We start from the raw sequence: 13,167 nt of genomic DNA, 5'->3' as shown, positions 1-13,167 counted from the left end.
AAGCTTTCCTTAGTGGAGCGCAAATCAACAGCCAGGTTTAACAGAGCCTAAATTAAAAGCTGCCGTATATAACGGCAGCTTATTTTTTTTTCAAAAATCCTTGTACGAAAGGATAAACCATTTGAATTAAAGGTTTTAAGTTTTGGGAGGAATCCCTCAATTTGCTTATATTTTCGATTATTGATTCAATATCAAGTGAGGATGAATTTGAATCAGGAACACTATGGTGATTGCCTCGTATACTCTCTCTTTTATCACCAAACATCATTCTTGAAAAGCGGTCATCCCGATGACTTTCTTTTCCCATATTTAAGCCCCTCCTTGTTGTAATCATTCTCCTTTTAGATTATGAAGTTTATGAACAAATGGTATGGACAAAAGCAGGGGCTGGTGAATTAAATGTTGCTTAAATACACTTTTATTTGATAAAATTAGTACCAAGTCATAATAATTGATAATAATTAAAGATGAATTATATAAGGAGATGATTCCTTGAACGCTGGAATTGTTGGTATTGGAAGGTATTTACCAGAAAAGATAGTAACAAATGCAGATTTAGAAAAAGTTATGGATACATCAGATGAATGGATTCGGACCCGAACAGGCATTGAAGAACGCCGTATCGCAGATGATAATACAAAATCTTCTGATATGGGGCTTGCAGCTGCACAAAAGGCAATTGAAGATGCAGGAATCACGCCGGAAGATATCGATTTAATTTTGGTCGCAACCGTAACGCCAGATCAGCCATTCCCTTCCGTTGCATGTATGCTTCAAGAACGGTTAGGTGCGAAAAAAGCTGCAGCGATGGACGTTAGTGCAGCCTGTGCAGGTTTTATGTACGGTATTATTACCGGAAAGCAGTTTGTTGAATCAGGAGCGTATAAGTATGTTCTAGTAGTGGGTGTTGAAAAACTTTCAAAGATAACCGACTGGAATGACCGAAACACTGCAGTCCTATTTGGAGATGGTGCTGGTGCTGTTATCGTTGGAGAGGTTTCTGAAGGTAGAGGAGTTCTTTCGTTTGAACTGGGTGCAGATGGTACTGGTTCTAAGCATCTTTATCAAGATGAGTATATTATTATGAATGGACGGGAAGTCTTTAAATTTGCGGTGCGCCAGATGGGGGAAAGTTGTGTTCATGTTCTCGAAAAGGCTGGACTGACAAAAGATGATGTTGATTTCTTAATCCCTCACCAAGCCAATATCCGCATAATGGAGGCCTCTAGACAAAGGCTGGAGCTGCCGGTTGAAAAAATGTCAAAGACAGTTCATAAATACGGAAATACTTCGTCTGCGTCTATTCCGATTTCTCTCGTTGAGGAAATAGAGGCTGGAAAAATCAAAGACGATGATCTTATTGTTATGGTTGGTTTTGGCGGCGGTTTAACATGGGGTGCCATCGCAATTAGATGGGGAAAATAGAAGGAAATAACTTGATATACATTGATGTGTAATAAAGGAGATGTCTCGATGGAAAAGCGCAGGGTTGTAGTTACAGGTTTAGGAGCGGTTACTCCGCTTGGGAACGATGTTGAAACAACATGGAAAGGGATTATCGAAGGAAAGTCTGGCATTGGACCTTTAACAAGAGTAAATGCTGATGAGTATCCTTCGAAGGTTGCAGCACAGATTAATGACTTCAATCCGGAAACCTTTATGGATAGAAAAGACGCAAGAAAAATGGATCGTTTTACTCAGTATGCGGTTGCATCAGCCCTGATGGCTGTTGAAGATGCAAAACTAACGATTACTGATGAAAATGCGGACCGTATTGGAGTGTGGATTGGTTCCGGTATTGGTGGAATGGAAACATTTGAAGAACAATACGAAATCTTTCAAAAAAGAGGATACCGGAGGGTAAGTCCATTCTTTGTTCCGATGCTAATTCCGGACATGGCAACTGGTCAAGTTTCAATCAGATTAGGTGCAAAAGGATTTAATTCCTGTACGGTAACAGCATGTGCAACAGGAACGAATTCAATTGGTGACGCCTTTAAAGTCATTCAGCGTGGTGACGCTATTGCCATGATTACTGGTGGAGCAGAAGCGCCGATTACAAAAATGTCAGTAGCTGGCTTCTGTGCGAATACAGCTCTTTCAACAAATCCAGATCCTAAGAGTGCTAGCAGACCATTTGATAAAAATCGTGATGGCTTTGTTATCGGTGAGGGTGCTGGTATCATTGTTCTTGAAGAATTAGAACACGCATTAGCCCGTGGTGCAAAAATATATGCTGAGATTGTTGGCTATGGTGCAACTGGTGACGCATATCATATAACAGCACCAGCCCCTGGGGGTGAAGGCGGTGCGCGCGCGATGAAAATGGCGATTAATGATGCCGGACTAAATATTGAAGAGATCGATTATATTAATGCTCATGGTACTAGTACTGAGTATAACGATAAATTTGAGACACTTGCAGTGAAAGAAGTATTTGGAGTCCATGCATACAATTTGGCCATTAGTTCAACCAAATCAATGACAGGACATCTTCTTGGAGCAGCAGGTGGTGTTGAAGCGATCTTTACTGTACTTGCTATGAAAGAGAGCATTCTTCCTCCAACTATTAATTATGAGACAGCAGACCCAGAATGTGATTTAGATTATGTCCCAAATAAGGCACGTCAAAAAGAAATAAAAGCAGCAATGAGCAATTCTCTAGGCTTTGGCGGTCACAATGCAACGATAGTCTTCAAAAAATATGAAAAATAAGCAGCCTGACCAGGAAATCCCCTGGTCGGGTTTTTTTCTTTTATAAGGACAACCAACCCGAACCACTTTTCATATCATTCATAAAATGTAAAAAAAGGTATGGAGTGAGGAAATGGGTATCATTCGAACAGATAAATGGCTGGAGGAGGAGTTTGATCGTCCAACAAAAATATGTGAAAAGCTGCTCCCTGCTTTCAAAGGGCTTAGTGCTTCGAAAATTTATAATCAATTAATCGAATTTGGAATGTATCGGCCATCAAGAATGACCAAGGAGATTTTTACTTCGTTGAAAGAAAATAACATTTGGGAAGAAGTGGGATTTATTTTCAAGGATTATAAAAAGAAATGGGGAGGACCAGATATTCCCATCTATTTGTTTCCAATCGGCCAAGATAGAAGTTTCTTTTCCAGACAAACAGAAAAGGTGAAGGGCGGAGTCTCCTACCCAGATAAAATGTTTTTATTTCTTTCGAACCGTATAACATCTAAAGAGTTAGAGGCACTATTTGTTCATGAATACCATCATATTTGCAGATTAAATAAGCAATCTAAAAGATTCGAAGAGTATACCTTGCTGGATTCAATTATAATTGAAGGGCTTGCAGAATACTCTGTTTTAGTTCACTGTGGGAGAAACTATTTAGCTGATTGGTGTACGCTGTATACGGACACAGAATTAGAAAATTGGTGGGAAAATTATTTGCATGACAATTTGGATTTAAAAAAGGGTTCAAGAAAACACGATGATTTATTATTTGGAGAAGGAAGATTTCCTAAGTTACTCGGGTACGCAGCCGGTTTTAAAATTGTTGAAGATTATTATAAAGTTCATTCTTACTCTACAAAAATAACCTTTACACTACCAGCAAAGAAATATTTACTCACTGAAGATAACCAAACTAAAAAAGGCCGAAAAAAATAGGCTTTTTTTTTATACATTCCATCTCAGGAATAAATTAACTTATGTCTGCCCATACTGATTGACAAACAGTTTCTTGAAGTGAGGGGTTGTACAATGTTGTATCTTCATGATGTTTGGGTAAATTGGTTTGAAGGTGAAGAAAACGGATATAATGTGTGCCACTTTCATGAATGGCGCAAAGATGACGGTGTTGAGCTGTTAGACCAAGCTCCTTTGTTAAAAGTTGAACCGATTCTCTATAATTATATTGAGAACGATCTCTCAGAGTTACCTCAACAGCTTCTAGATGATATTTTTCAAAAGGCCTATTTAAGAAAAAACCATGAAAGAGTGCAACTCGAGTACTGCTTTGTGGTGACAGATGGAGTGGGGATATTAGCCGTCGATACAATTGGTTATTCGATACCAATTAGAAAGAGCAGGTTAATTCCAAGGCAAGAGCAGCTAGTTTATGAAATGATTGCAGCTCACGAAGCAAAACAATATCATTTTCAAAATATTTCAGTGGATAAGGATTTTCATATTTTATCACCTGAGCCTGATTTGATGACTGGACTTACGCGAAAAGAGCGTCAGCTAAAGCAGCTTTTATTTATGGCACTAGATCAATTACATACATCAAAGAATGAAGCAGAAGTTCGATATTGGTTTACTGAATGGTGTCCTGAGCGATATTCAGCCATTCAGGAATTGAATTTTGAAAGTGCTTGGCAGCAGTTGTTTGAGGAAACAAAATACGGTTGGTCAAGACGTCATGAAACATTTTGTGAAAACCTAATAAAAGGTCAGCCATTTTTTGAAAAGCTATGGGAAATGGAGCATGGACCGAAAGTAAATTAAAAACACGGCCGCGATAGATTCGCGGCCGTGTTTTTTTTATCTTCTCTTTCTTCCTAGTCCCATTGCATTTTCCATTTTCTTAAGGGTTTTGCTGGCAACTTGGTTTGCCTTTTCAGCACCTTCGTCTAAAATCCTGTCGAGTTCGCTGGATTCCATTAAGTTATTATATTTTTCTTGGATCGGTTTAAATACATTTACGACTACATCAGCTAAATCACCTTTGAAATCCCCATAGCCCTTACCATGATACATTTCTTCAAGCTCTGGGATTGTCTTATTGCCTAGTATGGAATAAATAGATAGCAAATTAGATATTCCTGCCTTATTAATCTTATCAAATTTAACAATTCCCTCTGAGTCTGTTACAGCACTTTTGATTTTCTTCGTAATTTGGTTTGGTTCATCTAATGGGGTGATAAAAGCTTTCTTATTTGAATCAGATTTGCTCATTTTCTTTGTTGGCTCCTGCAGTGACATGATTCTCGCACCAACCTCAGGAAGACGAATATCTGGTATGGTTAAAATCTCCCCATATTTTTTATTGAATCTTTCGGCTAAGTCGCGCGTTAATTCCATATGCTGCTTCTGGTCATCTCCAACAGGGACTAGATCGGTATTGTATAAGAGGATGTCAGCAGCCATTAATGGAGGGTAGGTTAGTAAACTTGCTGAAACCGCATCCTTACCAGCAGACTTATCCTTAAATTGAGTCATTCTTTCCAATTCACCAATATAGGAAATACATTGCATCAACCATCCTGCCTGCGCATGTGCTGGAACCTCTGACTGGATAAATAAGGTCGCCTTTTCTGGATCAATACCAACAGCCAGATACAGCGCAGCCAAACTGCGAATGTTTTTTCGAAGCTCCAAACGATCCTGTGGTACAGTTATCGCATGTTGATCGACGATGCAAAAGTAGCAGTTATAATCATTTTGCAATTCAATAAATTGCATCATAGCCCCAATATAATTTCCAATTGTAATCGTACCACTTGGCTGAATTCCTGAAAATATTGTTTTCATGACCGATTTCCTCCTAATATATATATAAATAAAAAAAACCATTCGTCCCCACAACGATAGGGACGAATGGTTCGCGGTACCACCCTAAATTACTCAAAAGAGTCACTCATTTCCAGAACCATACTGATGATAGTCTGGTATCCTTTTAACGCAAGGAAAACGTCTTTTCCTACTATTTCAATAGAAGTTCGGAAAAGAAGCTCAAAAGTCCATTCGGTATTTTTCCGTGTTTGTTTCCACCAGCCACAAACTCTCTGAATCGGTTAAAAATACGTACTACTCTTTCTCATCGCTAAAGCTAATAATTTATTTATATCTATTATAAATAAATATATACTGGTAATCAAGTTAGTTAAGTGTTACTTCTTCTTCCCGCCGACACTTTTCCACCTTGTTTGGAACCTTGCGCTTTGTTCAACGAATTCAGAGCGTTTTTTTCCTCCGAAGACCTTTTCACCGAATCCATTCGTTATTACACCCATAAAGGCAGTAATCCCAATAATAAGAATTGCAACCATTGATAAATCTGCTATGTACCCACCCATGATAAAACCTCCATTTTTCCAAATCAAAAAAAATGATTAACAGTTTGTATTCTAAAACCCCTCATGTTCATTTTAAAAGAACTTGATGGTTATTAAAAGAGGAAAAAGAATAAAAAGAGATATAGTTACAAAAAAAATGAATGCGTTTTCAATCCCGAGATTTTAATTGAGAAAATTATCGTGATTTTAGTTTCATCATTATCTGTGAATACCTACATAAAAATAATAATTAAAGCGAAAATTATATAAGGCTGTTTGTTTTTCATGACAAGATTAAAACCTTATGAAATTATGAAACCTTTTTGCGATATTTTCGTCTAATATATAAGGAACTAATAATAAAAGCTACTAATTGGACATTCAATAAATTTTGAAAAAAGGATACCTTTTTTAGAGACAGTGGTGTATAATTAATGATATAAATTACTTATTTATAATAATTTTAATTTAAGAAACATAGATGGATTTACAATAGATTTGGATTGTATTAAAAAGAGGAGTGTGGAGACGAATGGTAACATTATACACTTCACCAAGTTGTACATCATGCAGAAAAGCAAAATCATGGTTAGAAGAACATGAAATCCCATATACTGAACGAAATATTTTTTCTGAGCCATTGTCAATTGAAGAAATTAAAGAAATTCTTCGAATGACAGAAGACGGTACAGATGAAATTATTTCTACACGGTCTAAGACATTTCAAAAATTAGATGTGAACTTAGACACAATGCCATTGCAGGACTTATTTGAATTAATTAAAGCTAACCCTGGACTATTACGTCGTCCTATTATTATCGACGAAAAGCGTTTGCAGGTTGGCTATAATGAGGATGAAATTAGACGGTTTCTACCGAGGAGAGTTCGAACTTTCCAATTAAGAGAAGCACAGCGTATGGTGAATTAAACTAAAATGATTAAGCCTTCATTCTGAAGGCTTTTTTTCTACTCTTGATGCCATTTAATTTGAGATTTCTCTGTCATTTTGTTACAATGTAAGGAATATCTAATTAATAGGCAAATTAATGGTTTTTGCAATTAAAGGTAAATTTATTTCCCAAATTAATACTTTTGTCATAAAATGAAAGTACAAGGATTATATTCTTTTTTACATTACTATAATTCTTTGGGAAATTGCTAAAAAGCATTGTCTGCTGGGGGTATTTTGTCCCTTCAATATGGAAACGGAAGGGAGAGGTAAAGATGGAAATCGAACGAATTAATGAGAATACAGTTAAGTTTTACATCTCTTATGGTGATATAGAAGAACGAGGCTTTGATCGTGAAGAAATTTGGTACAATCGGGAGCGAAGTGAAGAACTTTTTTGGGAAATGATGGATGAAGTCCATCAAGAAGAAGAGTTTGTTGTGGAAGGACCTCTGTGGATTCAAGTGCAGGCTTTAGAAAAAGGGCTGGAAATTCTTGTGACGAAAGCACAGGTTTCAAAGGATGGACAAAAGTTTGAGCTTCCAATTCCAAATGAAAAATTAAAGGATTTGCCTATTGATGGCAATATTGAAGATATCTTAGATCATCATTTCAATCCTGGACATCGCGACGATGACGACCTTTTACTTGAAGAAGATTCTTTAGAGTTTTTAATTGCTTTCAAAGATTTTGAAGACGTCATTATGTTGTCAAATCGAGGCGGACTTGATGATTTAATCACTGTATTGTACAACTTTGATAATAAATATTATTTATATACTGAGTTTCCTGAAGATTTGTTTGAAGAGGACGAAATAGATGATATCCTAAGTATCCTGTTAGAATATGGTTATGAAACACAGTTTACCATCCATCGAATCCAGGAGTATGGTAAAGAGATAATAGCTGAAAATGTATTTGCTGTAATAAGAAAGCATTTCAAATAAACGTACCGATTTCGATTATTGAAATCGGTATTTTTTACATAAGTTAAATTCTTTTTGAGGGTGATGAGACTGAAAAACACGGTAAGGGTTGTATTGTTTGTACTAGTTCTATCCGTACTTATGTTTTTCTTTAAGGAGTATATAAATGATGGGATATTTGGTTTTCTGAGTCTTTTAATAACGTTGTCTGTCATTTTTATTTCATTCGTTATTTTTTTAGAGAATCGACATCCAACACAAACTATTACCTGGTTAGTTGTATTGGGGAGCTTTCCTCTAGTAGGTTTCTTTTTCTATTTACTTTTCGGAAGGAATTATCGTAAGGAGAAAATGTATCGGAAGAAATATTTTCTTGATAAACAAGCTTTTTTGACCGTGGAGGGTGAAAATGACCCGCGAGGAGAAGAAAAACTTGGATTAATGGCCGAGCACCAAGCAAGGCTATTTACTTTGGCACAAAAATTGGGGAACAGTCCCATTTCCTTTGATACCTCAACGAAGGTATTAACCAACGGGGAGGAAACCTTTCATCACATTCTTGAGCAATTGAATAGAGCCAGACATCACATCCATATTGAGTATTATATTGTCCGGGATGATCGGATTGGACAAGAAATTAAAGAAATTTTAATTGAAAAGGCAGCACAAGGGGTTGAAGTCCGGTTCCTATACGATGCAGTGGGTTCATGGAAATTATCAAAGAAGTATATCAATGAACTAAAAAACGCTGGAATAGAAACAGTATGTTTCGGCCCTGTTAAACTGCCATTTTTAAATAATAAATTTAATTTCAGAAATCATCGAAAAATAATTGTGATCGATGGAATGATTGGGTTTGTCGGCGGACTAAATATCGGTGATGAATACTTAGGCAGGAATCAAACGTATGGCTTCTGGCGAGACACCCATTTAATGTTAAGAGGGGAAGCCGTTCGATCATTGCAGCTAATTTTTTTACAAGATTGGTATTACATGACCAATCATAGCTTCTTAACGGCAGAATATTTGTCTCCGCAAATAGATGAAAAAAACCATGGTGGAGTTCAGCTAATTGCCGGGGGGCCGGATAATGAATGGAGTGTAATAAAAAATATTTTTTTCTCGATGATTACATCTGCAAAAGAGTCTGTTTGGATTGCCTCACCATACTTTATCCCTGATGAAGACATTTTTTCTGCGATAAAAGTGGCTGCCCTTAGTGGGATTGATGTGAGATTGCTTGTACCCAACCGGCCTGACAAACGAATTGTCTTCCATGCCTCACGTTCTTATTTTCCAGAGCTATTGGAAGCAGGCGTTAAGGTTTACGAATATGAACGAGGGTTTATGCATAGTAAAATTGTCATTGTTGATCATGAACTTGCCTCCATAGGAACTTCAAATATGGATATGCGCAGCTTTCATTTGAATTTCGAGGTTAATGCTTTTTTATTTCGTACAAAAAGTACCCAGAAGCTTGTGGCAGAATATATTAATGATTTAGAATATGCTAAGGAGCTTGAATTAATCTCATTTAGGAAAAGGCATATTGGCTTGCGGTTAATTGAGTCAACAGCAAGGTTACTATCACCGCTTCTTTAAGTTCACAAACTCGTCAAATTGGCGAGTTTTCTTTTTGGTTAAAACAGGGTTTTTTGTAAGGTGCAACGAATGTAAGAAGCAAAAGGAGGCTGATATTAATTTGTTAAATGCTAAAACAAGTTCAGGAACAACATTTAGCTTAGGTAATCATTATAGGAAGGAGAATCTATTATCTCTACGGAAAACGGAGAAGTTTTTTTGTCCGGTCTGTGGTGAAGCCGTTTCTCTTAAATTGGGCAATCAACGAATTTACCACTTTTCTCATCGAAGCGGAACGGTTTGTAGGGATATTTTTGAAAGTGAAACGATTTATCATATGGAAGGAAAGCTCCAGCTCTACCAATGGCTTAGAGAGCAGCAAATCCCTGCAGAATTAGAATATTTTGATCACATCATCGGGCAGCGCCCTGATATCATGTTCCATTATGATGGAAACAAATATGCATTGGAATTTCAATGTTCACCCATAACAGAAGAAATATTTATCAAACGAACGGATTCCTACTTTCAAGAGAATTATATCCCACTTTGGATTATAGGCGGTAATCATATAAAAGCAAAAAGGAGTAATGTTTTCTCCCTGTCAAACTTCCATTATTTCTTTTTAAGAGAAACAAAGGGCAGACAGTTGATACTTCCTTCTTATTGCCCCGAAGAAAAACAGTTCCAAATCCTCAGTTCAATTCTTCCTTATTCGATAAAAAATACAATCGCAAATTCCCTCCATTTTTCTATTCAAAATGTCGGAATTGAGGATATTTTAACACCCAAATGGATCGCTCACTCAAACTTCTTTAAATGGTTAAATGAAAATGAGAAATCTACCATGTATTGGTCACTTCATCCTAGTCCCGACCAAAATCGTTTTCTTCGCGAAATTTATCATCATAACCTCAACTTATATTTGCTTCCCCCAGAAATCGGTTTACCTGTTCATCATTCTCTGCTAATCCAAACACCTGCAATTGTCTGGCAAACCTATTTGTATTTAGACGCCTTGGAGGACAAATCACCCAATGATCTTATTAATCTGAAAGAGGTTGAAAGAAATTTTAACGATAGAATTAAAACCAAGGAGATTACGATAAGGAAACTGCCTCAAATTCCAAGAGAAACATCCTTTTTAGCGGTGAAAGAGTATTTTCTTCAACTAGAGAGACTTGGCATCGTTATAAAAAGAAACGAAACGACGTACCAACTACAAAATAGGATTTACATCCCCAAATCAAACCGAGAAAAGGAAGAAAGAAGGAACGAATTTATTCAAAAAAATAGGACCATCCTAGCAAAAGCATAAATGAAATAGCACTTTAGGGCATAATATAATGGGTAAATCTTATTTTATTAAAGGAAATTGCATGAAAAAAGGAGAATATAAAAAGGGGTAATTAACTTTAACGTAACAAGAAAAAAAGTTGAATGGAGGAAGAAATATGGCAAATGAAGCTGCAGTAAAAGCATTGCCTGCTAGAAGTGAAATACCTGTTGAAGATACATGGAAATTAGAAGATATATTTTCATGTGATCAAGAATGGGAACAAGAATTTCAAGAAGTAAAAAACCAGATTTCTGGGATTAAGGAATTTGAAGGGAAACTTGGAGAGGGTGCTGATACGCTTTATAATGCGCTTCAATTTCAAGATAAGCTTCTTGAGAGAATTGGAAAGCTTTATACATACGCCCATATGCGCTATGACCAGGATACGACTAATTCCTTTTACCAGGGATTAGATGATAGGATGAAAAACCTTTACTCTCAAGCAGGCAGTCAATTAGCATTCATTGTCCCTGAAATTCTTGCACTTGAGGAAAATAAGGTGAATGGATTTTTAAATGAGAAGGCTGAATTAAAGCTTTATGAGCATGCCATTGAGGAAATTAACCTTCAAAGACCACACGTCTTGTCTGCAGAGCAGGAAGCCTTGTTAGCTGAAGCAAGTGAAGTGATGGATGCATCTAGTAATACCTTCGGGATGTTAAATAACGCTGATTTAAAATTCCCTTCTGTTAAAGATGAAAATGGTGAAGAGGTTGAAATTACTCATGGACGTTACATCCGATTTCTTGAAAGTGGAAATCAAAGTGTTCGTCGAGATGCGTTTAAGGCTGTTTACGAAACGTATGGAAACTTCCGAAATACTTTTGCCAGCACAATAAGCGGCAATGTAAAAAAGGATAATTTTAATGCAAGAATTAGAAAATACGACTCTGCAAGGCATGCGGCACTATCAGCCAATAATATTCCTGAAAGCGTCTATGATAATTTAGTTAACACGGTAAACGATAATTTACATTTATTACACCGCTACGTTAAACTTCGGAAAAAAGTATTAGGTGTTAACGAATTGCATATGTATGATTTATATACACCTCTAGTAAAAGATGTTAAAATGGAAATTCCTTACAAACAGGCGGAGGAGCTTGTTGTAAAAGGCCTCGCTCCATTAGGGGAGGAGTATTCACAAATCTTAAAAGAAGGATTTGAAAACCGCTGGGTAGATGTTCATGAGAATAAAGGAAAGCGCAGCGGTGCTTATTCTTCTGGGGCTTTTGGCACCAATCCTTATATCCTAATGAATTGGCAGGATAATGTGAATAACTTATTTACATTGGCTCATGAATTTGGCCATTCCGTTCACAGCTACTATACAAGAAAGAATCAGCCATACCCGTATGGAAACTATTCTATTTTTGTTGCTGAGGTAGCCTCAACCTGTAATGAAGCACTTTTAAATGATTATTTATTGAAAACGATTGATGATGAACAAAAAAGAATTTATTTATTAAACCATTATTTAGAAGGATTCAGAGGCACTGTATTCCGTCAAACTATGTTTGCTGAATATGAGCATTTAATCCATCAAAAAGCTCAAAATAATGAGGCGCTGACAGCAGATTTATTAACGAGTGAATATTACGCATTAAATAAGAAGTATTTTGGTGATGAGGATATTGTGATTGACGAAGAAATCGGCTTAGAATGGGCTCGAATTCCTCATTTCTATTACAATTATTATGTGTATCAATATGCTACCGGCTTTAGTGCAGCTACTGCATTATGTAAGCAAATCTTAGAGGAAGGTGAGCCTGCTGTTAAACGCTATATCGATTTCTTAAGTTCTGGAAGCTCTGACTACCCAATCGAAGTTCTTAAGAAAGCCGGTGTGGATATGACTAGCGCTGACCCGATTAAGGATGCATGTAAAGTATTTGAAGAGAAATTAAATGAATTAGAGCAGTTATTATCTTAAAGAGGAAAGGGATGGTACCATGTGTACCATCCCTTTAAAATCCTCTAAATCTTTTTCTGTCATTCAAATAGAACAGAAGAGTAAAAATCCCAATGAAAAATAGCGGAATGCTAATTAGTAATGGGAAAACCTTCATTAAGGCTAAAATGTGAAGGGAAAATCCACAAAAAATAAAGAGAATCATGAGGATAACAGGCAAGTTTTTCATAATGTATTCCACCTTTTTGGGAAATTAATCTTTCGAATTTGGGAATTGTCTAGCTACAACGCCTAGGGGCTCGGGGTCATAAGCGTGTCTAGTTGCGGCTCCTTGGGACTCGAGTCATAAGCCGCCCAAAAAGCGCCTTCTTGCAGGGTTCGTCTTATGCCTTCGTCCCAGGACAGTCGCCTCCACATTTCTTACAATCCGTCA

The 13,167-nt window shown here is 36.8% G+C and carries 12 protein-coding genes and 1 other annotated feature; of the genes, 9 read left to right on the top strand and 3 right to left on the bottom strand.

Translation table 11 applies throughout. From position 1 onward, the window contains the following. Positions 1 to 79: 79 nt before the first annotated feature. A complete protein-coding gene (locus tag CHI06_RS16855) occupies positions 80 to 307 on the bottom strand; it encodes a hypothetical protein (RefSeq protein WP_095249790.1) in 228 nt (75 codons plus the stop codon). Between the two features lie 185 nt (positions 308 to 492). Here CHI06_RS16855 and CHI06_RS16850 point away from each other — a divergent pair, with 185 nt between their 5' ends. From CHI06_RS16850 to CHI06_RS16835, 4 genes are all read left to right on the top strand, one after another. Beyond that, entirely contained in the window at positions 493 to 1,425 is a 933-nt protein-coding gene (locus CHI06_RS16850; RefSeq protein ID WP_095249789.1) for a beta-ketoacyl-ACP synthase III, read from the top strand. A 48-nt stretch (positions 1,426 to 1,473) separates the two neighbouring features. Further along, the gene (gene fabF / locus CHI06_RS16845) at positions 1,474 to 2,715 is read left to right on the top strand and encodes a beta-ketoacyl-ACP synthase II (RefSeq protein WP_095249788.1); all 1,242 of its coding nucleotides are present in this window, start codon (positions 1,474 to 1,476) and stop codon (positions 2,713 to 2,715) included. 112 nt (positions 2,716 to 2,827) lie between these two features. Beyond that, on the top strand, positions 2,828 to 3,637 hold the full coding sequence (locus CHI06_RS16840) for a DUF2268 domain-containing protein (RefSeq protein ID WP_095249787.1): 810 nt from the start codon (positions 2,828 to 2,830) through the stop codon (positions 3,635 to 3,637). 93 nt (positions 3,638 to 3,730) lie between these two features. Next, a complete protein-coding gene (locus CHI06_RS16835) occupies positions 3,731 to 4,477 on the top strand; it encodes a YjbA family protein (protein ID WP_095249786.1) in 747 nt (248 codons plus the stop codon). Positions 4,478 to 4,513: 36 nt separating this feature from the next. Here the strand turns inward: CHI06_RS16835 and trpS are convergent, their stop codons facing one another. Together trpS and CHI06_RS16825 are read right to left on the bottom strand one after the other, a co-directional pair. Next, positions 4,514 to 5,503: a tryptophan--tRNA ligase gene (trpS, locus tag CHI06_RS16830; RefSeq protein WP_095249785.1), complete on the bottom strand. Its 990-nt coding sequence runs from the start codon at positions 5,501 to 5,503 to the stop codon at positions 4,514 to 4,516. 55 nt (positions 5,504 to 5,558) lie between these two features. Then, positions 5,559 to 5,802: a binding site (T-box leader), on the bottom strand. A gap of 60 nt (positions 5,803 to 5,862) precedes the next feature. Next, positions 5,863 to 6,048 carry a hypothetical protein gene (locus tag CHI06_RS16825; protein ID WP_095249784.1) on the bottom strand — a complete coding sequence of 62 codons (186 nt, stop codon included), beginning with the start codon at positions 6,046 to 6,048 and terminating at the stop codon, positions 5,863 to 5,865. Between the two features lie 511 nt (positions 6,049 to 6,559). On the opposite strand from CHI06_RS16825, the gene spxA reads away from it, so the two are divergent. From spxA to pepF, 5 genes are all read left to right on the top strand, one after another. Then, entirely contained in the window at positions 6,560 to 6,955 is a 396-nt protein-coding gene (gene spxA / locus CHI06_RS16820) for a transcriptional regulator SpxA (RefSeq protein WP_045519743.1), read from the top strand. Positions 6,956 to 7,251: 296 nt separating this feature from the next. Further along, positions 7,252 to 7,923: an adaptor protein MecA gene (mecA, locus tag CHI06_RS16815; RefSeq protein WP_095249783.1), complete on the top strand. Its 672-nt coding sequence runs from the start codon at positions 7,252 to 7,254 to the stop codon at positions 7,921 to 7,923. Positions 7,924 to 7,992: 69 nt separating this feature from the next. Then, positions 7,993 to 9,504 carry a cardiolipin synthase gene (gene cls / locus CHI06_RS16810; RefSeq protein ID WP_095249791.1) on the top strand — a complete coding sequence of 504 codons (1,512 nt, stop codon included), beginning with the start codon at positions 7,993 to 7,995 and terminating at the stop codon, positions 9,502 to 9,504. Between the two features lie 100 nt (positions 9,505 to 9,604). Continuing rightward, a complete protein-coding gene (locus CHI06_RS16805) occupies positions 9,605 to 10,801 on the top strand; it encodes a competence protein CoiA (protein ID WP_179292656.1) in 1,197 nt (398 codons plus the stop codon). A 136-nt stretch (positions 10,802 to 10,937) separates the two neighbouring features. Further along, the gene (pepF, locus tag CHI06_RS16800) at positions 10,938 to 12,755 is read left to right on the top strand and encodes an oligoendopeptidase F (RefSeq protein WP_095249781.1); all 1,818 of its coding nucleotides are present in this window, start codon (positions 10,938 to 10,940) and stop codon (positions 12,753 to 12,755) included. Positions 12,756 to 13,167 lie beyond the last annotated feature (412 nt).

It is taken from the genome of Bacillus sp. 7884-1 (genome assembly GCF_002272245.1).
Taxonomy (GTDB): Bacteria; Bacillota; Bacilli; order Bacillales; family Cytobacillaceae; genus Neobacillus.
Note: the sequence above shows the minus strand (reverse complement) of the source record. Positions and strands in the feature narration are given on the sequence as shown.